Below are 21931 nucleotides of genomic sequence, written 5' to 3'. Positions count from 1 at the left end.
ACGTGGCCTTCTCACGCGACGAGTTCAACAGCCTGCTCGGGCGGATCGAGACCTACCTCGGCTACCTGCGCGGCAACGAGAACGCCTGGCAGTACCTCGAAGCTGCCCGCACCGAGATCAACTCCACCTACAACGAGGGCATCCTCGACGTCCTGATCCTCGAGGAGGGCTACCACTTCCCCTGTCCCGACGGGGCCTTCGAGGTCCGGCCGTCGATCTGGCGCGCCGACATGTACATGCCGCCCGGGGCGACCTACGACAAGTACGAGTTCATCCGCAGCATCCAGAAGTCTGCCGACGACGCGTACGCCGACGGCGTCGCCTGGGCGGCCGGGATCGCCGACTACGCCCGCAGCATCTGCGCGCAGTTCACCGAGCCGGACGTCACGACGATGACCCAGGCCATCCTCGCGATCCAGACCGAGGTGGCGGACAAGCTCACCCTCGACATCGGCGACGACTTCGCCGGCCTGGGCACCATCCCGAACTTCTGGCAGAGCGACGCCGCCATCGAGTTCGGCTCCTTCTACCTGAACTACAACGAGGGCCTGGTCCGCTGCGGCGAGATCGCCGGGCGCCTCACCCGGTGCACCGCGGCGACCGCCCAGGTCATCGGCAGCACCCAGGTGGGGGCGCTCGCCTTCGCCGCATCCATGGAGAAGGGCGTCAAGGCCCAGCTCAAGCAGTGGGCGGCCTTCGGACGCAAGCCCGAGGACCCCGCCGACCCGCCGCCCGCGTGGATTGCCGACGTCCAGGCGATCGGCCAGGCAGCGCTGACGGTGCTCAGCGACTTCGTGACGCCGGTCAAGACGATCGTCAACGACGTCAACGACGTCCAGAGCAAGGGCGGCCACCTCGTCGAGCTCGCCCAGGCGATCGAGGACGCCACCGGATTCACCCTCCTCCCCCATTTCACCAAGAGGATCCCGGTCGAGAGTGCCGAGGAGCTCTACACGATGCTCGCCACCACGCTCAAGGACTCCTATCTCCAGAAGTACCAGGACGCGCTCGACAGCCTCAACGCCGGTGACACGACCACGGAGGTCGAGCCCGGCGACGTCGGCGTGCGCGCGGCGAGCGGCTCCGCCGTCCTGGCGGCCGCCGACCTCACCACCCTGCTGGGCCTGCTCAGGTTCGAGGGCGGCACGGGCCCCCTCAACGAGGGCCGCCCCGGCTCCGGACGAGTCCCCTACTGAGGGACCACGGGCGCGTCCTCCGCGAACTGGGTCCGGTAGAGCTCCTCGTAACGACCGCCCGCGGCCAGCAGCGCCGCGTGCGTGCCGCGCTCCACGATCCGGCCGCCCTCGACGACGGCGATCAGGTCGGCGGCCCGGATCGTCGAGAGCCGGTGCGCGATCACCAGCGCGGTCCGGCCGGCGAGCGCCTCCCCCAGCGCCGCCTGCACGGCGGCCTCCGAGGTCGAGTCGAGGGACGCCGTCGCCTCGTCGAGGATGACCACCTGCGGATGCTTGAGCAGCAGCCGCGCGATGGTGAGCCGCTGCCGCTCGCCGCCCGAGAGCCGGTAGCCGCGCTCACCCACGACCGTCTCCAGCCCATCGGGCAGCGCCCCGACCAGGTCCGCGAGCCGGGCCCGGGTCAGCGCGTCCCACAGGTCCTGCTCGCTCGCCTCCGGGCGCGCGAGCAGCAGGTTGCCCCGGATCGTGTCGTGGAACAGGTGCCCGTCCTGGGTGACCATGCCGACCGCGCTGCGGATCGACGCGGCGGTCAGGTCCCGCACGTCCACCCCCGCCAGGCGTACGGCGCCCGCATCGACGTCGTACAGCCTGGACACGAGCTGCGCGATGGTCGACTTGCCCGCGCCTGAGGAGCCGACCAGGGCCACGACCTGGCCGGGCTCGGCGCGCAGGGAGATGCCGTGCAGCACCTCCTCGCCGCCGCGGGTGTCGAGCGTGGCGACCGCCTCCAGCGAGGCGAGCGAGACCTTGTCGGCCGACGGGTAGGCGAACCGGACGTCGTCGAGCTCGACCGCGACCGGGCCGTCGGGCACCTGCCGGGCGCCGGGGCGGTCCTTGATCAACGGCTCGAGGTCGAGCACCTCGAAGACCCGCTCGAAGCTGACCAGCGCGCTCATCACCTCGACCCGGGCACTGGCCAGGGCAGTCAGCGGGGCGTACAGGCGGGTGAGCAGCAGGGACAGGGCGACCACGTCACCGGCGTGGAGGGTGCCCTTCAGGGCGAGGGCGCCGCCGAGGCCGTAGACGACGGCGACGGCGAGCGCGGACACGAGGGTGAGCGCCGTGACGAAGGTGGTCTGCACCATCGCGGTGCGTACGCCGATCTCGGCGACCCGCTGCGCCCGCGCCGCGAACTCCGCCGACTCCTGCTCCGGGCGGCCGAACAGCTTGACCAGGGTGGCGCCGGGCGCGGAGAACCGCTCGGTCATCTGGTTGCCCATCGCGGCGTTGTGGTCGGCGGCCTCGCGCTGGATGCCGGCCAGTCGGCGGCCCATCCGTCGCGCGGGCACGACGAACACCGGCAGCAGGACGAGCGCGAGCAGGGTGACCTGCCAGGAGATGCCGAGCATCACGACCAGGGTCAGGACCAGGGTGACCAGGTTGCCGACCACCCCGGACAGCGTCTGGCTGAACGCACGCTGCGCCCCGATGACGTCGTTGTTGAGCCGACTGACCAGCGCGCCCGTCCGGGTCCGGCTGAAGAAGGCGACCGGCATCCGCTGGACGTGGTCGAACACGGTCGTGCGCAGGTCGAGGATCAGGCCCTCGCCGATGCTCGACGACAGCCAGCGCGACACCAGCCCGAGCGCCGCGTCCAGCACCGCCAGCACCGCGATCGCCAGCGCCAGCCGTACGACGACCGAGCGGTTGTCGCCCGCCACGATCGCGTTGACGACGTCACCGGCCAGCACCGGCGTCGCGACGGCGAGACCGGCCGTGACGACGCTGAGGACGACGAACCCGATCAGCTTGCGGCGGTGGGGACGCGCGAAACGCAGGATCCGCTTCGCGGTCGCGGTGCTGAACTCCCGCTGCTCGTCCGGGCCGTGCATCCCCCGGTACACCTGGTTCCAGGCGATCGACTCCATGCTCATGCTCGTGACCGTAGAACCTCAAGCCGACATGAGGACAAGCGGGCGAGGCCACGAGCCGGAAAATCACCGAAAAAAGATCCGCCCGGCCTGTCGTACCGGTCCTCCCCCGTTCGTGGAGAGGATGTCAGCGCCCCCATCCCGACCCCCGGAGGTCACCATGCGCACCCTGATCTACACCGCCTTCGTCTCCGTCGACGGCGTCGTCCAGGCCCCCGGCCCCGAGGACGGCTACCGCAACGGCGGCTGGACCTTCCAGGGCATCGACTTCGTCGAGGACGTCTACGAGCTCAAGGCCCGCGAGCAGGAGGAGGCCGGCGCGCTGCTCCTCGGCCGGGTCAGCTACCAGGCGTTCGCGCCGGTGTGGCCGAAGATGACGACCGAGTTCCCGACGTACAACGCGATGCCGAAGTACGTCGTCTCGACCACACTCAAGGACGAGGACCTCGTCACCAACTGGGGCGAGACCACGATCCTGCGTTCCTTCGACGACGTCGCCGCGCTCAAGGAGACCGACGGCGGCCCGCTCTCGATCCACGGCTCGGCGAGCCTGGCCCGCGGCCTCGCCGACGCCGGGCTCCTCGACCGCTACCACCTGCTGGTCTTCCCGTGGGTCCTCGGCGCCGGCAAGCGGATGTGGAGCGAGACCGACAAGGACCGCCAGAAGCTGGAGCTCGTCGAGAGCGCGTCGTACGCCAACGGCGTGCAGAAGCTCTGCTACGACGTCGTGCGCTGACGCCTCCTACAGGACCACCGTCGGCTTCACCCGGCTCGGCGTCCACACCCGGTGCCTGCGCGCGACCAGTGAGGTGAGCACCAGCGCACCGACCAGGTACGCCGCCAGCACCAGCACCGCCGTGGACGCGCGGGCCGGGTCGCCGCCGTACATGAGCTGGCGCAGGCCGTCGACGGCGTAGCTCATCGGCAGCACCTGGTGCAGCCAGTGCAGTGGCTCGGGGATGGTCTGCCAGGGGAAGGTGCCGCCGGCCGTCACCAGCTGGACCACCATCAGGACCAGCGCGAGGAACTGGCCGGGGGTGCCGAGCAGGGCGTTCAGCAGGTGCACGACCGCGATGAAGGTGGCCGAGATCAGGATCATGAACAACCAGGTCCGCAGGCTCTCGACGATGCCGACGTCGAGGGTGAGCGCCACCACCGCGAAGGCGAGGGTCATCTGCACCGCGCCGATCAGGGCCGGCGGCAGCCACCCGCCGACGGCGATCCGCAGCGGGTGCTGGTTGGCGGCCAGCGCCCGGCTGGACAGCGGGCGGACCAGCAGGAAGAGGACGTAGCCGCCGATCCAGGCAGCCAGGGCCAGGAAGAACGGCGCCAGCCCGGCGCCGTAGTTGCGGGCAGCGGCGTCGCTGCGGGCCCGGACGTCGATCGGGTTGGCGATCGTCTCGGCGATCTGCCGACGTGACTGCTCGGTGGTGTCCGGAACCTGCTCGACGCCGGCGGCGAGCCCGTCGCGCAGCGTGCCGGCGCCCGCGGTCAGCTGGCGCAGGCCCTTGCGCAGCTCGACGGTGCCGTCGTGCAGGGTGCCGGCGCCCTTGTCGAGCCGGGCGGCGCCGGTCTCCAGCTTGTCGGCGCCGTCGCGCGCCTGGCGGATCCCGTCGACGAGCGCGGGCGCCGAGCGCGCGAGCTGCTCGGCACCGTCGGCGACCTGGTCGGCGCCGCTCGCCAGCTGGTTGAGCTGCTTGCGTACGTCGCCCGCCTTGGTGTCGACGTTGTGCACCTTGCCGCCGACCCGGTCGTAGACCCCGAGCAGCCGGTCCTGCGCGCCCTGGTCGAGGCCGAGCTGGTTCATCTGGGCCACGAGGTCGGCCCGGCCGCCGTCGTACGCGACCCGGGCGCCGTGGACCGCACCCGCGATCTTGTTGCCCGCGTTGGCGACCGCCTGGTCGCCGTCCGCGACCTGACGGGCACCGGAGGCCAGCTTCCGAGCCTGCTGGGGCAACGGCGCCGTACGGGTGGCCAGGGTGGTCAGGCCGTCGTGCAGCTGGGTCGCGCCGGTGTGCAGCTGCCCGGTGCCGTCGGCGAGCTGGGCACTGCCGTCGACGAGCCTGCGCGAGCCCTTGCGCGCCTCCTTCAGCCCGCCCTGCAGCTGGCCGGCCCCGTCGGCACCCTGCTGCAGGCCCTGGCGGACGTCGGCGATGCCGAGCAGGAAGGTGCCGACCGCCTCCTGGGAGACCTTCTGCCCGATCGCGTCGCGGACCTTGGTGGCGACGGTGTTGGCGATCGTGGTCGACAGGTAGGAGTTCGCGTCGTTGGTGAGCATGGTGATCCGCGCCTGCTCGGGGTCTCCGCCGGAACTGCTGGTCAGTGCGGCCGAGAAGTCGCGCGGGATCAGCAGCGCGAAGTCGTAGGTGCCGTCGTCGACCCCGGCCTTCGCGGTGGCCCGGTCGACCTCGTGCCAGCCGAAGTCGGCGGACTCCAGCAGCTCGTCGGCCACCTCGCGCCCGGCGTCGAGCTCCTTGCCGTCGAGGCCGGTCGCGCCGGCGTCCTCGACGACCAAGGCGGTCGGGACCCGGTCCAGCGCCGAGTACGGGTCGTGGTTGGCGTAGAGGTAGAGCCCGGCATAGATGGTCGGCACCGTCACGAGCGCCAGCACCGTGATCCGGCCCATCCGGATGCTCAGCAGCCGCGAGATCTCGCTCCAGGCGATGCGCAGGGCGTTCACGCCGCACCTCCGATCGTCGCCATCCGGACGACCTCGCCGGCCAGGTCCACCGCCTCGCTCACCGTGACGAGGACCCCGAGCCCGCCGTCGGCCGCGGCTCGGACGACCGGCCACCAGTCCCGCCGGTGCAGGCCGTGCCGGTCGGGCGAGACCAGCACCAGGAACCGGGCATCCGGCCGCGCCGCCCCCAGCTCGGTCAGCGAGCGGATCCGGTCGGCCGGCGGCACGTCCTCGGTCCGCAGCCCCGGCCCGGTCGCGAACCGGTGCTCACGCAGCCACGCCGACGCAGAACGCGGCCCGGCCGGGCGCCCGGCGAGGGCGAGCTCCTCGGCCACCACCACCCGGAACGGCACGCTGTCGTCCGGTTCGGTGACCCCGGGTACGTCGACCAGCACCACCGCCGCCTGCAGCGCTCCGGGCGAGGCGTCCTCGCCCAGCGCGACCGCGCCGCCGGTCAGCCGGAGCCGCCCGGCCAGCGCGAGCGCCAGCGCCACGTTGCCGTGCCCCGGCCGCCCCACGGCGACGACCACCTCACCGGGGACCAGCTCCACCGAGGTGGGTTCCAGCAGCCCTGCGACCGCCCCGTCCGTCATGACCAGGTTCGTCATGACGGTCAGTCTGCCGTGGCTACTCCGCGGAGGACGGGACCAGGAGCGCGACGCACTCCACGTGGTGTGTCATGGGGAACAGGTCGAAGGCACGCAGCGACGCGAGCCGGTAGCCGTGCTCGGCGAAGATCGCGACGTCGCGGGCGAGCGCGGAGGGGTCGCAGGCGACGTACGCCACCGCGCGGGGTGCGCGGGCCACGACCTGCTCGACGACGGCCCGCTTGGCCCCGACCCGCGGCGGGTCGAGCACGACGAGGTCGACCTGGTCCCAGGCTCCGGCGAGGCCGGTGGCGAGCACCGAGGCGACATCGCCGGGCACGGCCGTGAGGCCCGGGCAGTTGCTCTCGGACAGGGCCGAGGCGGCCTGGTCTCCCTCGACCGCGGCGACGCGGCCGGTCGGGCCGACGGCCTCGGACAGGAAGCGGCTGAACAGCCCGACGCCGGCGTACAGGTCGAGCGCGCTCTCGCCGGGCTGGGGGGCAAGTGCCTCGAGGACGGCGCCGACCAGCGTCTCCGGGGCACCCGGGTGGACCTGCCAGAAGCCACCGTCGGCGACCTCGAAGGTCCTCCCCCGCACGACGTACGACGGACCGCCGGGCGCCTCGAGCAGGCACTCGTCGACCGGGACCACGTCGTGGGAGCGGTGCTTGCGCATGCCGCGTCCGCCGTCGGGCAGCGGGACGTAGCGCTGGCGGGTGCGCCAGTGCAGGCCGTCCTCGTCGCCGGACACGGCCTCGACGGTCACGTCCACGTCGAGGCGCGCCACGCGACGCAGCTGCTCGCGCACGACGTCGGCCTTCAGGGACAGCTGGGCCGGGACGGCCACGTGCTGGAAGTCGCAGCCGCCGCACAGCCCGGGACCGGCGTACGGGCAGGGTGCGGGCACCCGGTCGGGCGAGGCCGTGAGCACCTCGACGGCGTCGGCCCGCCAGAACTTGTCGCCCTCGGTGCCCTCGGTGATCTCGAGGACCACCCGCTCACCGGGCAGGGCGTGACGGACGAACACGACGCGGTCCTCGACCCGGGCGACGCAGTGGCCGCCGTGCGCGACCGGGCCGACCTCGGCCTCGAACCGACGGCCCACAACGGAGGCGCCGCGGTTGGTCCGGGCACGGGGCCGGCGGGACGGGCGTCGGGCAGGCCGGCTCACCGCGGGGTCTGCCGGTCGTCGCCGCTCACCCGGCCGCGGCGCAGGTCCCCGGCGTGCACGCGGTGCTCCTCGCGCTCCTCCCGCTCCAGCGCGATCCCCGAGGACCGCAGCTGGTAGGGCACCGAGATGACCATGACGCCGGGCGTGAACAGCAGCCGGCCCTTGAGCCGCAGGGCGGTCTGGTTGTGCAGGAACTGCTCCCACCAGCGGCCCACGACGTACTCGGGGATGAACACGGCCACGACCCCGCGCGGGTTGGCGCGGCGGATCGCCGAGGCGTACTCGACGATCGGCTTGACCACCTCGCGGTACGGCGAGTGCAGCACCTTGAGCGGGATGCCGGTGTTGCGCTCGTCCCACTCCTCCAGGAGCCGCACGGTGTCCTTCTGGTCGACCGACACGTAGACGCCCTCGAGCGAGTTCGGCCGGGTCGCCTTCGCGAACGCCAGCGCCCGCAGGGTCGGCTTGTGCAGCTTGGACACGAGCACGATGGCGTGCACGCGGGTCGGCAGCGCCTTGTCGGTCTCGTCGGCGGCGAGCTCGCGCTCGACGTTGTCGTAGTGCTTCTTGATCCCCTTCATCACGATGAAGAAGAAGATCATCGCCAGGATCGCGATCCAGGCGCCGGCGAGGAACTTGGTGAGCAGCACGACCACCATGACGACGGCGGTCATCGCGAGGCCGAAGGCGTTGATGATCCGCGAGCGCTGCATCTGCAGCCGGGTCGCATGGTCGGTCTCGGTCTTCAGGTGCCGGGTCCAGTGCCGGATCATGCCGAGCTGGCTGAGGTTGAACGAGACGAAGACGCCGACGATGTAGAGCTGGATCAGCTTCGTGGTCTCGGCGTTGAAGGCCAGGATCAGGACGATCGCGAGGACCGCGAGGAACAGGATGCCGTTGCTGTAGGCCAGCCGGTCTCCGCGCGAGCCGAGCGCCCGCGGGGCGAAGCCGTCGCGGGCCAGGATCGAGGCCAGCACCGGGAATCCGTTGAACGCGGTGTTGGCCGCGAGCACGAGGATGATGCCGGTCATGGCGACGACGAAGTAGAAGCCCGGCGGGAAGTCGGTGAACACCGCTCGCGCCAGCTGCGCCACGACCGTGTGCTGGTCGAAGCCGTCCGGGAGGTGGCTGCCGTCGGCGTTGCGGAGCCGGTCGATGTCGTTCGGGTCGACGTACTTCATGCCCATGGTCCGCGCCAGCAGCATGATGCTCATCAGCATGGTGACGGCGATGCCACCCAGGAGCAGCAGCGTCGTCGCCGCGTTCTTGGACTTGGGCCGCTTGAACGCCGGGACGCCGTTGGAGATCGCCTCGACACCGGTCAGCGCGGCACAGCCGGAGGAGAACGCGCGAGCGAGCAGGATGATCAGCGCGATCTGGGTGAGCTCGCCCTGGTGGTCGCTGTCGGGCAGGACCGTCAGGTGGGCGCTCTCGACCTGCGGCAGCGTGCCGGACGTGTACTGGACGAAGCCGTAGATGCCCATCCCGATGATCGCGAACATGAAGCCGTAGGTCGGGATCGCGAAGAACTTCCCCGACTCGCGTACACCGCGCAGGTTCATCCCGGCCAGGACGATCACCAGGATCGTCGCGAATATCGCCTCGTGGCCGGATATGAAGTCGAGTGCCGACGCGGCGTTCTGGACTCCGGACGAGATCGACACCGCCACCGTCAGCACGTAGTCGACCAGCAGCGCGCTGGCGACCGTGATGCCGGCCGTCGCGCCGAGGTTGACCGTCGCGACCTCGTAGTCACCGCCGCCCGACGGGTAGGCGTGCACGTTCTGCCGGTAGGACAGCACCACCGTGAACATCACGATGGCGACGGCGACGCCGACCTTCCAGGACCAGACGTACGCCGACGCCCCGGCCATGGACAGCATGATGAAGACCTCGTCGGGCGCATACGCCACCGACGACAGGGCGTCGCTGGCGAACACCGGAAGCGCGATCCGCTTGGGAAGCAGTGTCTCCCCCAGCTGGGCGCTGCGCAGCTTGCGTCCGAGGAGGATGCGCTTCGATACGTCTCCGACACCCACGAGCGACAACGGTAGGGCATGGGTGCCGCTAGGCCAGCGTTCGCTGCACCACCAGGTCGAGGACGACCGGCTCGTGGTGCCCTGCCAGCTGGTCCCGCGAGGCCGGTGTCGCCCAGATCTTCGCCAGCGCACCCCGGAAGGCGGTGGCCGTCGCGAGGTCGTCGAAGTCGAGGTCCACGCGGACCTGCCGGGGGTCGTCGGCGACCCGGACGACGCGGTACGACCGCACGCCGCTCGTGCGGCGGAAGCCCTCGTAGCGGTTGAAGACCTCGAACCAGGTGTCGAAGTCGTGGACGGTGTTGTCGACGCGGAGAGTGATCATGCGGCCAGCCTCGTCGGGTCCGGGCACCCGGACCATCCCCGAGGCCGGGGGTTCGCGCCCTACCCTGACGGGGTGGACCTGCTCGTCCGCGCCGAGCGCACCTGCGCGGCGGACTGCTCCGACCGCGAGCTGCGGGAGCGGCTGGTGGCGCTGCTGCGCGAGCGCCTCACGTTCGACGGGCACCTGTTCGCGATGACCGACCCGGTCACCGGCGTGGTGAGCTCGCCGCACGCCACCGTGCCGATGCTCCCCTGGCCCGAGCTGCCCGGCCTGGTCCGCGCGCGCCACCTGATCCCCGACCGGACGGAGTGGAACGCCCACCTCTCCCGGTTCGGCGTCACCGACACGGCCTACGTCGCCTTCGCGGACCGGCACGGCCACTGGGGCTGGCTCGAGCTGTGGCACACCCGGGGCCGGTACGACGACCGCGATCGCCGCCTCCTCGAGGAGCTCGCGCCCACCATCACCCGTGGCCTGCGCGCGGCGTCCGCCCGGACCTTCGCCGCCCGCGACCCCGCCCTGTCCCCCGTGCCGCCGGGCGTCGTCCTGCTCGACGACGGGCTGCGGGTCCTCGACCAGACCGACGCGGCGGCTGAGGCGTTGCTCCGGCTGTTGCCACCGCCGGAGCTGACGGCCCCGATGGCACCGATGGCCCCGATCCCGGCGGCGGCGTACAACGCCGGTGCTGCGCTGGTGGCCGTCGAGGCCGGGCTGTGGTCGACCGACCCCAGCTCCCGGGTCCACCTCGGCGGCAACCGCTGGGTGACGGTCCGGGCCGCGCGCCTGGGCGCGGACATCGCGGTGGCGATCGCGCCGGCGACCGCCGAGGAGCGCAGCGACCTGTTCGCCCGCGTGCACGGGCTGTCCCCGCGCGAGACCGAGGTGCTGGCCCTGGTGCTCCAGGGCCTCGGCACGCCCGAGGTCGCCACCCGTCTGGTCGTCGCCCGGACCACGGCGGAGGACCACGTGAAGGCCCTGCTCGCGAAGACCGGCTCACCCACCCGCCAGGTCCTGCTCGCGAGGGCACTCGGAACCTGAGGCCCCGCTGCTATAGCGTGCTCACCGTGCACGTCGTGATCATGGGCTGCGGACGGGTCGGCTCGACCCTGGCCCGCAGCCTCGAGGACCGCAACCACACCGTGTCGATCATCGACAGCGAGCCGGACGCCTTCCGGCGGCTGGGTCCTGGGTTCAACGGTGACAAGATCCCGGGGATCGGCTTCGACCAGGAGGTCCTGGAGAAGGCCGGCATCCGGCGCGCGGACGCGTTCGCGGCCGTGTCGAGCGGTGACAACTCCAACATCATCGCGGCGCGGGTGGCCCGGGAGAGCTTCGGGATCCAGCAGGTCGTCGCGCGGATCTACGACCCCGGCCGCGCCGAGGTCTACCAGCGGCTCGGCATCACCACGGTCGCGACCGTGAAGTGGACCGCCGACCAGGTGCTGCGCCGGATCCTGCCGGCCGGCGCCGAGCCGGACTTCCGCGACCCGTCGGGCACGATCCGGGTCGACCACCTCCCGACCCCCGAGGTCTGGGTCGGCGCGCGGGTGGGCCAGCTCCAGGAGCAGGCCCGCTGCCGCGTCGCGTGGATCGACCGTCTCGGCGAGGGCCTGCTGCCCGACCGGGACAGCGTCATCCAGGAGGGCGACATGCTGCACCTGGTCACCCGCGAGGAGTCCGCGGACCAGGCCTACAAGGTGCTGGCCCGCGGGCCCGAGCACGAGGGCTGAGGGAGAACAGACAGATGCGTGTCGCCATCGCAGGAGCAGGTGCCGTCGGCCGCTCGATCGCCCGCGAGCTGATCGAGAACGGCCACGAGGTGCTCCTCATCGACAAGTCCCCCTCCTCGATCCGCCCGGAGCGGGTCCCGGACGCCGAGTGGCTGCTGGCCGACTCGTGCGAGCTGTCGTCGTTGGAGGAGGCCCGACTCGACAAGTGCGACGTCGTCATCGCCGCCACCGGCGACGACAAGGCCAACCTGGTCACCTCGCTGCTCGCCAAGACCGAGTTCGGGGTCCCGCGCACCGTCGGCCGGGTGAACCACCCCAACAACGAGTGGCTGTTCACCGAGGCCTGGGGCGTCGACGTCAACGTCTCGACGCCGCGGATCATGTCGGCGCTCGTCGAGGAGGCCGTGAGCGTCGGCGACCTGGTGCGGCTGTTCACCTTCCGCAAGGGCAACGCCAACCTGGTCGAGATGGTGCTGCCGACCGACTCGCCGTACGTCGGCAAGGCCTCCGGCCTGATCCCGCTCCCGGAGAACTGCGCGCTCGTCTCGATCCTGCGCGACGGCCAGGTCTACGTGCCGACGCCGGAGCAGCCGGTCGAGTCCGGCGACGAGCTGCTGTTCGTCGTCCCGGCCGAGGCCGAGGACGAGCTGGAGCGAGTCCTGGCGCCCGGATCGCATCCGTAGACAACCGGATTTCGAGACGCGCCGCTCAGTCCTCGCAGGCTCGGACTGAGCCGGACGCTCCTCAATCTTCGGCCGTGATCCGCGGGTTCGCAGGCTCACCCACGGCGGCCTCGAGCGGCGTCGCGTTGCGGGCGAGCAGCCAGAACATCGTCGAGAACGCCGCGATCCGCAGCACCCAGCCCAGCCCGAGCCGCAGCACCGCGATGATCGTGACCGCCACCTCGGCCCGGATCACGTCGTGGTGGCCGAGCAGCCAGACCGGCCCCTGCAGGAGGACGCCGATGGCTCCTGGGGCCAGCATCAGCCAGGTGAGCCGGCTGCACAGCCGGACGACCTGGTCGTTCTTGCGCCACTCGAGCGGGTCCTCGGTGCCGACGCCGAGCATGAAGCCGAGCATCGGCCAGCGCAGCAGGCAGGTCGTGGCGAGGACGATCGAGTAGACCCCGCTGTAGAGGATGCCGGGCAGGAAGTACGCCAGCGCCTGGTCGGAGGCGTCGCCGCCCGACCCCTCGGCCCAGCGGACGAACACCCAGCCGATGGCGAGACCGAAGATCGCGTTGAACACGTACTGCGTCGAGCTGCGCTGGACCAGCCGCAGGACCAGGGCGACCGCGGCCACGACGCCCGCCGCGATCAGGGCCAGCTCGATCTGCTTGGTGGGCAGCCAGAGCAGGGTGAAGACGAGGCCGGGCAGCGCAGCCTCGATCGTGCCCCGCCGGCCGCCGAGGGTGGTCGCCAGCTGACGGCGCACGAGCGCCTCGACGGTGTCGACACCGATCGGGTGGTGACTCGCCGCGTTCTCCGGTGCGTTCTCCGGCGTGCTCACAGCAGCTCGTATCGCGGGTTGTAGAGCATCCGGGTGCCGTCCTGGCTGCCGATCCGACCCTGCACCTCGAGCGCCCGACCGGGGTCGATGCCGGCGATCCGCCGACGGCCGAGCCAGATCACGGTGACGACGCCGGTGCCGTCGTACAGCTCCGCCTCGAGCGCAGGCACGCCACCGCGCGGGCGCAACGTCACCGTGCGCAGCGTGCCGCGCAGCCGGACCGGCTCGCGGTCGGGGGCGTCGCCGATGCACACGACGCCGGTGCCGCTGAACGCTGCGCGGAGGTCACGGGCCTCCGCCTCGTCGGGGTTGGCCCACTTGCTGATCGTGCGCCGCAGGCGGCTCTTGGTGCGCATGGGACCGCTCAGCTGGTGGGTACGGCGCGCGGCGTCGCGCCCTCGGGCAGCGAGAGCGGGAGCTGCTCACCGACAGGCATGGCGTGGGCGCCGCGGCGTACGGCGACCTGGGCGATCGCGGCCTCCCAGGCGTCGGCCGACTCGGGGTCGCGGGCGGGGTCGCCGAGCAGCGTCGCGCGCAGCAGCCAGCGGGGGCCGTTGATGCCGATGACGCGGGAGGTCTGGGTGCCGGTGGCGCCGTCGGCGCGGGTCATCTGCACCTCGCACACCAGCTCGGTGCCGAAGCGGCCCTCGCGCTCGGTGGCGGTGCCGCCGCGGCGGGCGGCGTCGGCGGCGATCTGCGGGCGGATCTCGCTCCACAGGTCGCCGTTGCGCGGCGCCGCGAAGGCGCGCAGCTCGAGGGCGCCCTCGTCGGCGGCCAGGAGCACGGCGCGCACGGCGCCGGACTGCTCGTCGACCTGCACCCGCAGCTCGCGGTCCTCGGTGGGCGCGACGAGCAGGGAGCCCAGGTCGAGCCGGGCGATGCCGTCGTCGGGGAGGTCGTCGGCGTCGAACGGACCGGCCGTCGGGTCGCCCGCGGTGACCCCGGCGTCGTCGGCGGTCTCGCCGACCTCGGTGGTCTCGTCCACCGCGTCGTCGACCGTCGGGTCGGCAGCCTTGCGCCGCAGCCTCACTGTGTCCTCCTCGTTGCGCCGCTCGGGCCGTTGCCGACCCTCACGACTGGAATCCTCCGGTTGAACCGTAGCCGCCACTGCCGCGCACGCTGTCCGGAAGGGCGCTCACCGCCTCGAACCGGGCCCGCTCGACCCGCTGGACCACCAGCTGGGCGATGCGGTCTCCCCGGCGCAGCGTGATCGCCTCCACCGGGTCGTGGTTGATCAGCAGCACCTTGATCTCTCCACGGTAGCCCGCGTCGACGGTTCCCGGGGTGTTCACGATCGACAGACCGTGCTTGGCCGCAAGGCCCGAGCGCGGGTGGATCAGGGCGACGTACCCCTCGGGCAGCGCGATCGCGATCCCGGTCGGGATCAGCGCCCGCTCGCCGGGCGCCAGGTCGACGTCGACACCGGCGACCAGGTCGGCCCCCGCGTCGCCCGGATGGGCGTAGGCGGGAAGGGGCAGCTCGGGGTCGAGCTGCTGGACGGCGATCACCAGGTCGATGGCGGAGTCGGCGGTGGAGGTCTCGGGCACGGGGAGACCTTAGTGGTGCGACCCTCGCGACGAGGTCCGACCACACGGATGGGATCATCCTCCCCGTGAGCGAGAGTGCGAGCTACCAGGAGCGGCTGCGGGTCCCGCTGCGCTGGTGGGCCCAGGGCACGATGCTCGTCGCGACGCTCTGGCTGACCCTGATCGTCGCGCTGATCGGCCACGCCGCCTGGCTCGCGTGGGTGGTGACCGGTGTTGTCCTCGCCGGGATGGCGGCCTGGCTGCGGTCCTACGGCGGTGCCCGGGTCGTCGTGTCCGACGGCTGGTTCCGTGCCGGCCGGGCCCGGATCGAGATGTCGTACGTCGGTGCCGCCGAGGCCCTCGACGCCGACCGCACCCGCCGGGTGTCGGGACCCGAGGCGGACGCCCGGGCGTACCTGCTGCTGCGCCCCTACCTGCGCCAGTCGGTCAGGGTGGAGATCACCGACCCGGCCGACCCGGCGCCGTACTGGCTGGTGAGCTCTCGCCACCCGCGGGCCCTTGCGACGGCACTCAACGCCCGCGACCACTAGCACCCACTAGGCTCGGAGCCATGGCAAAGGACAGCTCCAAGGTCTGGTCGGCGTTCTCCCTCGTCGCGGCGCTCGGCGCCGCCTCGGTGGCCAAGAAGGGGCTGGACACCAGCTGGCGCGCCGCGACCGGCAAGAAGCCGCCGGTGAACCCGGCCGACCCCGACGTCGGTGTCTGGGAGGCGGTCGCGTGGGCCGCAGCCAGCGGCACCTTCGTCGCGCTCGCCAAGATGCTCGCCCAGCGCCGGGCGGCCGGCTACTACCTCAAGTCGACCGGCCAGCTGCCCCCGGGCCTGCGCAAGGGCGACGCCTGAGGGGAACGACTGGACAGGACACGACAAAGCGGCCGTGGCGGTCAGACCGCCACGGCCGCTTCGTCGTCTGTCAGATGCAGTCCTTGCAGATCATCTTCTTGGGATCTGCGAGCTGGCTGCGGTGGTGGACCAGGAAGCAGCTCATGCAGGTGAACTCGTCGTCCTGCTTGGGCTTCACCTCGACCGCGAGCTCCTCGTGGGACAGGTCGGCGCCGGGCAGCTCGAATGACTCCGCCGCCTCGGTCTCGTCCTCGTCGACCTTGCCCGAGTTCTTGTCGTGGCGGCGCGCCTTGAGCTCTTCGATGCTCTCCTCGGACTGCTCGTCCTCGTTCTTGCGCGGTGCGTCGTAGTCAGTCGCCATGACCGGTTGCTCTCTCCCCTCAGTGACCGCCACCGCACGGGAAGCGTGCGGATGGGCGCGGCAGATTGTGCACCATGGGAGCCACTTCGCGACACCCGGGTCGGTGCGAGTCCCCAGAACAGTGGATGAAGCGGTCCTATTCCCGCACGTCCGCGGTCAGGAATCCAGCGGTCCGGACGGCCGCCAGGAGCTCCTCGAAACCGTGCTCCGGGCCACACACGACGGCCTCCTGGCCGCCGGCTCCGACGGTCACCAGGAGCCGCGCTCCGGCCAGCCGGGCGATGAACCCACCGGCGGCGTGGTCCCACAGGTGGACGCCCTCCTCGACGTACCCGTCGAGGGCGCCCTCGGCCACCCGGCACAGGTCGAGCGCGCAGGATCCGGTCCGGCGGATGTCGCGGATGTGCGGCAGCAGCCGGGCCGCGGCCGCGGCCTGGACCTCGCGCACGGGGCGCGTGTAGTTGAAGCCGGTGGCGACCAGCCGGTGCGCGAGCGGCGCGGGGCCGCGGACGGTCAGCGGCAGCCCGTCACGGGTCGGTACGCCGCCCTGGTGGCCGGCGTAGAGCACGCCCTTGGCGACGTCCACCACCACTCCGGCGACGACCTCGCCGTCGACCTCGGCGGCGATGGAGACGGCGTACTCCGGGATCCCGTAGAGGAAGTTGACGGTGCCGTCGATCGGGTCGACGACCCAGCGCACGCCGGACGTGCCGGCGATGTCGTCGCCCTCCTCGCCGAGGAAGGCGTCGTCGGGGCGGGCCGCGAGCACCAGGCGGCGGATGAGCTCCTCGCTGGCGCGGTCGGCCGCGGTGACCACGTCGATGTCGCTGGACTTGGTGGCGGCGACGGAGACGCCCTTGGCGGCGTGCTCGCGCACGAGGACGGCGGCCGCCTGGGCGACCTCCTCGGCCAGGGTCCGGAGGGCAGCGGGCTCGGTCATCGGCTGCCCGAGCAGCAGCCGAGCGGGCAGTGGTCGCGCGGGGCCGGCGCCAGCGCGCGCTCGCGGGAGGCCCGGTCGAGCACCAGGTCGCGGATCGCGGCCACGAACGCAGGGTGCGTGCCTGCCGATGCGGCACGCCGGGCCGGGAGCCCGAGCCGCTCGGCCGTCGCCAGCGCCTCGGTGTCGAGGTCGTAGGCGACCTCCATGTGGTCGGACACGAAGCCGACCGGCGACAGGACGACAGCGGCGGTCCCCTCGGCCGCCAGCTCCTCGAGCCGGTCGTTGACGTCGGGCTCGAGCCACGGGACGTGCGGGGCGCCGGAGCGCGAGCAGTAGACGAGCTCGTGGGGCCGCTCGATGCCGGTGGCGGCGGCGACCTGCGCCGCGACGGCGGCGGCGACCTCGACGTGCTGGGCGACGTACGCGCCGCCCTCCGCTGAATCCGTGGGAGGGCCGCTGGACTCGCTCATCGAGATCGGGATCGAGTGGGTGACGAACACCAGCCGGGCGGCGTCGCGGACCTCGTCGGGCAGGTCCGCCAGCGCCGCGAGCACGCCGTCGGCGTTCGCGGCGACGAAGCCCGGGTGGTCGAAGTAGGCGCCGATCTTGTCGATCTCCGGCGCGACCAGGTCGTCGGGGACGGCCGCAACCGCGGCCTCCAGGTTGTCGCGGTACTGGCGACAGCTCGACCAGGAGGAGTACGCCGACGTGGCCAGGCACAGCACACGTCGTACGCCGTCGCGTGCCATCTGCTCGACGGTCTCGGCCAGATAGGGGTCCCAGTTGCGGTTGCCCCAGTAGACCGGGAGGTCGAGCCCGTGCTCGGCGAGGTCCTTCTCGATCGCGGCGATCAGCGCCTTGTTCTGGTCGTTGATCGGCGAGCGGCCGCCGAAGAGGAAGTAGTGCTCCCCCACCACTTCGAGGCGCTCGCGCGGGATGCCGCGGCCACGGGTGACGTTCTCCAGGAACGGGACGACGTCCTCCGGCTTCTCGGGCCCGCCGAAGGAGAGCAGCAGGAGCGCGTCGTAGGGGTCGGTCGGCTGTTCGGTCGGTTGAGGGTCCGGATTCGGCACGCGCCCATCGTAGGGAGGACGATGAGCAGGCAATGTTGCAGACCTATCGCCAGATCTTCACGCCCGCCACCGCCCGCTTCAGCCTGGTCGGGCTCGTCGCCCGCCTGCCCATCTCGATGGTCGGCCTCGGCATCGTCCTGCTCGCCGAGCACGAGACCGGCTCCTACGGCTTCGCCGGCTCGGTCTCCGCCGTCGCGGTGATCGCCAACGCCGTGTTCGCGATCCCGCAGGGCCGGCTGATCGACCGGCTCGGGCAGGGTCGGGTGCTGCCGGTCGTGATCACCCTGTGGGGCATCGGCCTGGCCCTGGCGATGGGCTCGCTGTCGTGGGACTGGCCGACCTGGTCGACGTACGCCTTCGCGATGCTGGCGGGCGCCTCGCTGCCGTCGGTCGGCACCTGCGTGCGGGCCCGCTGGTCGCACACGCTGGCCGACCGGCCGGCGCTGTTGCACACGGCGTTCTCCTTCGAGGCCGTCGGCGACGAGGCCGTGTTCATCGCCGGCCCGGTGGCCGTCACCCTCCTCGCCACCTCCGTCCACCCCGCGGCAGGCCTGGGCACGGCGCTGGTCGTCGGCCTCGCCGGGACCTGGACGTTCGCGCTCCAGCGGGCCACCGAGCCGCCGGCCCACCCGCGCGCCGACCTGACCACCGCCCGGCCGCCGATGCCGTGGGGCGCGATCGCACCCCTCACCCTCGTCGGCGCGGCGCTCGGCATCGTGTTCGGAGGGGCCGAGGTGGTCACCGTCGCCTTCGCCGACGAGCAGGGCCACCAGTCGCTGTCCGGCGTCTTCCTCGCCGTCTGGGCGCTCGGCAGCCTGCTCGCCGGCGTGGTGTCCGGTGCGATCACCTGGCAGCGAGGGCCGCTCGACCGGCTGCGGATCAGCGCGATCGGCATGGTCGTCGCCACCCTGCCACTGGCGTTCGTGCCCAACCTGCTGGTGATGGCGCCGGTCCTGCTGCTCAGCGGCCTGGCCATCTCCCCCACCCTGATCGCGACGATGTCCCTGGCCGAGCAGGTGCTCCCGCCGGCCCGGCTCACCGAGGGCATGGCGTTCCTCCAGACCGGTCTGGCCGTCGGCCTGGCCCCGGGCGCGGCCGTCGCCGGGGTCGTCATCGACGAGGCGGGCGCCTCGCCGGCGTACCTGGTGTGCCTGGTCGGCGGTGTCCTCGTCCTCGTCGGCGCGCTCCTCATCCGGCTCGCGCCGCGGCCGGATAGCGTGCCTCCCCATGAGCACACCGCAGACCGCGCCGACCTGGCGTAACTGGTCCGGCCTCGAGTCGGCCGACGGCCTCGAGGTCGTCCAGCCGGCCGACGCCGTCGAGGTGGCCGAGATCGTCCGCCGGGCCCGGGCCGCCGGCCGGACGGTCAAGAGCGCGGGCACCGGTCACAGCTTCACCGGCATCGCGACCCCGCAGCACGTCCACCTGCGTCCCGAGCGGATGCGCGGGATCGTCGCCGTCGACCGCGACGCGATGACCGTCACGGCACTCGCGGGCACCCAGCTCAAGGTGTTCAACGCCGAGCTCGCCGGGCTCGGCCTGAGCCTGCACAACATGGGCGACATCGCCGAGCAGACCCTCGCCGGCGCGATCTCGACCGGTACCCACGGCACCGGCGGCCGCGCCGCGGGGCTGGCCGCGCAGGTCGTCGGCCTCGAGCTGGTCACCGGCACCGGCGAGGTGCTGCGCGCCTCCGCCTCCGAGAACGCCGACGTCCTCGACCTGGCCCGGGTCGGCCTCGGCGCCCTCGGCGTGCTGACCACGATCACCTTCGCCGTCGAGCCGCTCTTCCTGCTCCGCGCCGAGGAGCAGCCGATGTCGTGGACCGACGCGCTGGCCGCCTTCGACGACCTGACCGCGGCCCACGACCACGTCGACATGTACTGGTTCCCCCACTCCGACCGGATGCTGACCAAGCGCAACACCCGGGTCGGCACCGACCTCACCGCGGCCGAGCCGCTGCCCCGCTGGCGGGCCTGGCTCGACGACGACCTGCTCTCCAACAAGGTCTTCGGCGCGCAGACCGCCGCGCTCAACGTGGTGCCGCGGGCGGTCCCGGCCGCCAACCGGCTCGCGTCGCGACTGCTCGGGCCGCGCACCTACACCGACATCGCCCACAAGGTGTTCACCACCGAGCGCGACGTCGTGTTCCGCGAGATGGAGTACGCCGTGCCCCGCGCGGCCGGCCTCGATGCGCTGCGCGAGTGCCGCACGGCTTTCGAGCGCTCCGGGCTCACCGTGTCCTTCCCCGTCGAGATCCGGGTGGCGCCGGCCGACGACGTGCCGCTGTCGACGTCGTACGACCGCGACTCGTGCTACCTCGCCTTCCACACCCACCGCCGCGCCGACCACCGCGCGTACTTCGGCGTGATGGAGCCGATCATGCGGGCCCACGACGGGCGGCCGCACTGGGGCAAGCTGCACACCCTCGACGCCGACGTCGTCGCCGGGCTCTACCCGCGGCTGCCCGAGTTCCTCGCCCTGCGCGAGCGGCTCGATCCCGACCGGGTCTTCACCAACACCTACCTCGACCGGGTGCTCGGTGGCTGAGTCCTCGTCCTCGTCGACGCGCCCGGCCTGCCCCTGCGGCTCCGGGCGGACGTACGACGACTGCTGCCGCCCCTACCACCGCGACCCCGGCTCGGCGCCGACCGCGGAGGCGCTGATGCGCTCGCGGTACTCCGCATTCGTGAAGGGACTCGCGTCGTACCTCCTCCACACGTGGCACCCGGCCACCCAGCCGCCCTCGCTGCAGCTCGACGACCGGATCGAGTGGACCGGCCTCGAGGTGCTCGCCGCCCAGGCCGGCGGGCCCGAGGACAAGCGCGGGATGGTCGAGTTCGTCGCGCACTTCACGCGCGACGACCTGCCGGGATCGCTGCACGAGATCAGCCGGTTCCGCAGGCAGGGCGACACCTGGCTCTACGTCCGCGGACGGGCCCGCTGGAGGGCGTAGGCTCGACCGATAACCTGAGCAGCACCTGACCACAGCAACACCAGCAGCAACGACCCGAGGGCAGCATGACCGACACGGCGGACCAGGGCGGCACCGAGCGCCCCGTGCGCCTGACCCTCGCCGCTGGCCAGTCCGCCGGGTCCGACCGGCGGCGACTGCTGCTCGTGGACGACAACGGCGGTGAGTTCACGCTCGACATCACCCCCGACCTGCGCGCAGCCGTGCGCGGCGACTCACCGCGTCGATTGGAGACACCGATGAGCAGCAGCATCCGGCCCCGCGAGATCCAGACCCGGATCCGGTCCGGCGAGTCCGCCGAGGCGGTGGCCGAGGCCGCCGGCACGTCGGTCGAGGCGATCATGTCGTACGTCGCCCCCGTGCTCGCCGAGCGCGAGCACATCGCCGAGCGGGCACAGAAGGCCTCCGTGCGGCGTACCCCGGGCGAGGGGCAGTCCGGTCCGGCGACCAGCCGCGTGCTCGGCGACGCCGTGGCCGCCCACCTGCGCGGCCGGGGCGGCAACCCCGAGGCCGTGGCGTGGGACGCCTACCGGCGCGACACCGGCCGCTGGGTGCTGACCGGCACCTTCGAGACCGGCGAGCGCGGCGGCGTCGCGCGGTTCACCTACGACGCCCCCGGCAACTACGTGCTCTCCGACAACGACGACGCCCGCTGGCTGATCGGCGAGGTGCTCGCGCCCGCTGCTCCGCCGGCCCGCGACGACCTGCAGCAGGTGCGCGAGCGCCGGCTGGCCGCCGTACCCGAGGAGCTGCCGCTCGGGGGCGACGCCGGCGAGGACACCCTCCCGCTCGGCGACTCGATCGACCAGGCACTCGACCTGGTGACCGGCGAGGCGGCCGAGCCGCTCGCCGACGAGCCGATCCGCGCGACCGTCGAGGAGCCGGCCACCCCGGCCGCGCCGGCAGCCGAGGAGGCCGAGCCCGAGACCGAGGCGGAGCGCGCCAAGCACCGTCGCCCGGTGCAGAAGAAGCGCGGTCGCGCGTCGGTCCCGAGCTGGGACGAGATCATGTTCGGCGGCGGCGACCAGTAATCCGGTCGAGCGCGTCTCCGGCGACGCGAAAGCCAAGCAAGTTCCCGGGCAGTCGCCTC

General features: G+C 72.4%; 24 protein-coding genes. 11 read left to right on the top strand and 13 right to left on the bottom strand.

Going from position 1 to position 21931, the window contains the following annotated elements; all coding sequences use genetic code 11:
* The first annotated feature begins 2 nt into the window (after positions 1–2).
* Complete coding sequence (locus tag ACZYRU_RS11035; protein ID WP_488957128.1) at positions 3–1196, top strand: hypothetical protein; 1194 nt, start codon at positions 3–5, stop codon at positions 1194–1196.
* On the opposite strand, the gene ACZYRU_RS11030 is transcribed toward ACZYRU_RS11035, so the two are convergent.
* The gene (locus ACZYRU_RS11030; RefSeq protein WP_488957127.1) at positions 1190–3070 is read right to left on the bottom strand and encodes an ABC transporter ATP-binding protein; all 1881 of its coding nucleotides are present in this window, start codon (positions 3068–3070) and stop codon (positions 1190–1192) included. The genes ACZYRU_RS11035 and ACZYRU_RS11030 overlap by 7 nt on opposite strands.
* 157 nt (positions 3071–3227) lie before the next feature.
* Between ACZYRU_RS11030 and ACZYRU_RS11025 the strand changes: the two genes are divergently transcribed.
* Complete coding sequence (locus tag ACZYRU_RS11025) at positions 3228–3803, top strand: dihydrofolate reductase family protein (RefSeq protein WP_488957126.1); 576 nt, start codon at positions 3228–3230, stop codon at positions 3801–3803.
* Positions 3804–3809: 6 nt separating this feature from the next.
* Here the strand turns inward: ACZYRU_RS11025 and ACZYRU_RS11020 are convergent, their stop codons facing one another.
* The 5 genes from ACZYRU_RS11020 to ACZYRU_RS11000 form a co-directional block, all read right to left on the bottom strand.
* Positions 3810–5747: a YhgE/Pip family protein gene (locus ACZYRU_RS11020; protein ID WP_488957125.1), complete on the bottom strand. Its 1938-nt coding sequence runs from the start codon at positions 5745–5747 to the stop codon at positions 3810–3812.
* On the bottom strand, positions 5744–6355 hold the full coding sequence (locus ACZYRU_RS11015) for a hypothetical protein (protein WP_488957124.1): 612 nt from the start codon (positions 6353–6355) through the stop codon (positions 5744–5746). Before ACZYRU_RS11015 ends, ACZYRU_RS11020 begins: the two co-directional genes overlap by 4 nt.
* A gap of 19 nt (positions 6356–6374) precedes the next feature.
* A complete protein-coding gene (locus ACZYRU_RS11010) occupies positions 6375–7439 on the bottom strand; it encodes a class I SAM-dependent RNA methyltransferase (RefSeq protein WP_488957123.1) in 1065 nt (354 codons plus the stop codon).
* 62 nt (positions 7440–7501) lie between these two features.
* Positions 7502–9544, bottom strand: a complete 2043-nt coding sequence (locus ACZYRU_RS11005; RefSeq protein ID WP_488957122.1) for an APC family permease — start codon at positions 9542–9544, stop codon at positions 7502–7504.
* A 28-nt stretch (positions 9545–9572) separates the two neighbouring features.
* Positions 9573–9866, bottom strand: a complete 294-nt coding sequence (locus ACZYRU_RS11000; RefSeq protein WP_488957121.1) for a hypothetical protein — start codon at positions 9864–9866, stop codon at positions 9573–9575.
* Between the two features lie 72 nt (positions 9867–9938).
* Between ACZYRU_RS11000 and ACZYRU_RS10995 the strand changes: the two genes are divergently transcribed.
* The 3 genes from ACZYRU_RS10995 to ACZYRU_RS10985 are packed head-to-tail and all read left to right on the top strand — an operon-like array spanning position 9939 to position 12279.
* On the top strand, positions 9939–10904 hold the full coding sequence (locus tag ACZYRU_RS10995) for a LuxR C-terminal-related transcriptional regulator (RefSeq protein ID WP_488957120.1): 966 nt from the start codon (positions 9939–9941) through the stop codon (positions 10902–10904).
* A 26-nt stretch (positions 10905–10930) separates the two neighbouring features.
* Positions 10931–11596, top strand: a complete 666-nt coding sequence (locus ACZYRU_RS10990) for a potassium channel family protein (RefSeq protein ID WP_488957119.1) — start codon at positions 10931–10933, stop codon at positions 11594–11596.
* Between the two features lie 14 nt (positions 11597–11610).
* Positions 11611–12279, top strand: a complete 669-nt coding sequence (locus ACZYRU_RS10985; protein WP_488957118.1) for a potassium channel family protein — start codon at positions 11611–11613, stop codon at positions 12277–12279.
* Between the two features lie 61 nt (positions 12280–12340).
* Here ACZYRU_RS10985 and ACZYRU_RS10980 read toward each other — a convergent pair whose 3' ends face one another.
* Genes ACZYRU_RS10980 through dut form a run of 4 tightly spaced genes read right to left on the bottom strand, consistent with a single transcriptional unit; the run spans position 12341 to position 14652 of the window.
* Positions 12341–13105, bottom strand: a complete 765-nt coding sequence (locus ACZYRU_RS10980; RefSeq protein WP_488957117.1) for a DUF3159 domain-containing protein — start codon at positions 13103–13105, stop codon at positions 12341–12343.
* Positions 13102–13461, bottom strand: coding sequence for an OB-fold nucleic acid binding domain-containing protein (locus tag ACZYRU_RS10975; RefSeq protein ID WP_488957116.1), 360 nt, complete (start codon positions 13459–13461; stop codon positions 13102–13104). Before ACZYRU_RS10975 ends, ACZYRU_RS10980 begins: the two co-directional genes overlap by 4 nt.
* An 8-nt stretch (positions 13462–13469) precedes the next feature.
* A complete protein-coding gene (locus tag ACZYRU_RS10970) occupies positions 13470–14135 on the bottom strand; it encodes a DUF3710 domain-containing protein (protein WP_488957115.1) in 666 nt (221 codons plus the stop codon).
* A gap of 40 nt (positions 14136–14175) precedes the next feature.
* Entirely contained in the window at positions 14176–14652 is a 477-nt protein-coding gene (gene dut / locus ACZYRU_RS10965) for a dUTP diphosphatase (RefSeq protein WP_488957114.1), read from the bottom strand.
* A 65-nt stretch (positions 14653–14717) separates the two neighbouring features.
* On the opposite strand from dut, the gene ACZYRU_RS10960 reads away from it, so the two are divergent.
* Both ACZYRU_RS10960 and ACZYRU_RS10955 read left to right on the top strand, forming a co-directional pair.
* Positions 14718–15182: a DUF3093 domain-containing protein gene (locus tag ACZYRU_RS10960; RefSeq protein WP_488957113.1), complete on the top strand. Its 465-nt coding sequence runs from the start codon at positions 14718–14720 to the stop codon at positions 15180–15182.
* 20 nt (positions 15183–15202) lie between these two features.
* The gene (locus tag ACZYRU_RS10955) at positions 15203–15493 is read left to right on the top strand and encodes a DUF4235 domain-containing protein (protein WP_488957112.1); all 291 of its coding nucleotides are present in this window, start codon (positions 15203–15205) and stop codon (positions 15491–15493) included.
* Positions 15494–15563: 70 nt separating this feature from the next.
* Here ACZYRU_RS10955 and ACZYRU_RS10950 read toward each other — a convergent pair whose 3' ends face one another.
* The 3 genes from ACZYRU_RS10950 to ACZYRU_RS10940 all read right to left on the bottom strand — a co-directional run bounded on the left by ACZYRU_RS10950 (position 15564) and on the right by ACZYRU_RS10940 (position 17867).
* On the bottom strand, positions 15564–15854 hold the full coding sequence (locus ACZYRU_RS10950) for a DUF4193 domain-containing protein (protein WP_179726422.1): 291 nt from the start codon (positions 15852–15854) through the stop codon (positions 15564–15566).
* A 136-nt stretch (positions 15855–15990) separates the two neighbouring features.
* A complete protein-coding gene (locus ACZYRU_RS10945) occupies positions 15991–16794 on the bottom strand; it encodes an inositol monophosphatase family protein (RefSeq protein WP_488957111.1) in 804 nt (267 codons plus the stop codon).
* The gene (locus tag ACZYRU_RS10940; RefSeq protein ID WP_488957110.1) at positions 16791–17867 is read right to left on the bottom strand and encodes a ferrochelatase; all 1077 of its coding nucleotides are present in this window, start codon (positions 17865–17867) and stop codon (positions 16791–16793) included. The genes ACZYRU_RS10945 and ACZYRU_RS10940 overlap by 4 nt, the downstream gene beginning before the upstream one ends.
* A gap of 32 nt (positions 17868–17899) precedes the next feature.
* On the opposite strand from ACZYRU_RS10940, the gene ACZYRU_RS10935 reads away from it, so the two are divergent.
* The 4 genes from ACZYRU_RS10935 to sepH all read left to right on the top strand — a co-directional run bounded on the left by ACZYRU_RS10935 (position 17900) and on the right by sepH (position 21872).
* Complete coding sequence (locus tag ACZYRU_RS10935; RefSeq protein WP_488957109.1) at positions 17900–19129, top strand: MFS transporter; 1230 nt, start codon at positions 17900–17902, stop codon at positions 19127–19129.
* Complete coding sequence (locus tag ACZYRU_RS10930; protein WP_488957108.1) at positions 19095–20417, top strand: D-arabinono-1,4-lactone oxidase; 1323 nt, start codon at positions 19095–19097, stop codon at positions 20415–20417. The genes ACZYRU_RS10935 and ACZYRU_RS10930 overlap by 35 nt, the downstream gene beginning before the upstream one ends.
* Entirely contained in the window at positions 20410–20823 is a 414-nt protein-coding gene (locus tag ACZYRU_RS10925; RefSeq protein ID WP_488957107.1) for a YchJ family protein, read from the top strand. Before ACZYRU_RS10930 ends, ACZYRU_RS10925 begins: the two co-directional genes overlap by 8 nt.
* 65 nt (positions 20824–20888) lie before the next feature.
* Positions 20889–21872 carry a septation protein SepH gene (sepH, locus tag ACZYRU_RS10920; protein ID WP_488957106.1) on the top strand — a complete coding sequence of 328 codons (984 nt, stop codon included), beginning with the start codon at positions 20889–20891 and terminating at the stop codon, positions 21870–21872.
* The last annotated feature ends 59 nt before the right edge of the window (positions 21873–21931 follow it).

The organism is Nocardioides sp. F233, assembly GCF_057813895.1.
Note: the sequence above shows the minus strand (reverse complement) of the source record. Positions and strands in the feature narration are given on the sequence as shown.

Excerpts from the sequence above, each read along its gene's own strand:
- ACZYRU_RS10950 (WP_179726422.1), bottom strand. The coding sequence starts at position 15,854 with ATGGCGACTGACTACGACGCACCGCGCAAGAACGAGGACGAGCAGTCC.
- ACZYRU_RS10930 (WP_488957108.1), top strand. The coding sequence starts at position 19,095 with ATGAGCACACCGCAGACCGCGCCGACCTGGCGTAACTGGTCCGGCCTC.
- ACZYRU_RS10935 (WP_488957109.1), top strand. The coding sequence starts at position 17,900 with ATGTTGCAGACCTATCGCCAGATCTTCACGCCCGCCACCGCCCGCTTC.
- ACZYRU_RS10985 (WP_488957118.1), top strand. The coding sequence starts at position 11,611 with ATGCGTGTCGCCATCGCAGGAGCAGGTGCCGTCGGCCGCTCGATCGCC.
- ACZYRU_RS11030 (WP_488957127.1), bottom strand. The coding sequence starts at position 3,070 with ATGAGCATGGAGTCGATCGCCTGGAACCAGGTGTACCGGGGGATGCAC.
- ACZYRU_RS11015 (WP_488957124.1), bottom strand. The coding sequence starts at position 6,355 with ATGACGAACCTGGTCATGACGGACGGGGCGGTCGCAGGGCTGCTGGAA.
- sepH (WP_488957106.1), top strand. The coding sequence starts at position 20,889 with ATGACCGACACGGCGGACCAGGGCGGCACCGAGCGCCCCGTGCGCCTG.
- ACZYRU_RS10975 (WP_488957116.1), bottom strand. The coding sequence starts at position 13,461 with ATGCGCACCAAGAGCCGCCTGCGGCGCACGATCAGCAAGTGGGCCAAC.
- ACZYRU_RS10945 (WP_488957111.1), bottom strand. The coding sequence starts at position 16,794 with ATGACCGAGCCCGCTGCCCTCCGGACCCTGGCCGAGGAGGTCGCCCAG.
- ACZYRU_RS11000 (WP_488957121.1), bottom strand. The coding sequence starts at position 9,866 with ATGATCACTCTCCGCGTCGACAACACCGTCCACGACTTCGACACCTGG.
- ACZYRU_RS10955 (WP_488957112.1), top strand. The coding sequence starts at position 15,203 with ATGGCAAAGGACAGCTCCAAGGTCTGGTCGGCGTTCTCCCTCGTCGCG.
- ACZYRU_RS11025 (WP_488957126.1), top strand. The coding sequence starts at position 3,228 with ATGCGCACCCTGATCTACACCGCCTTCGTCTCCGTCGACGGCGTCGTC.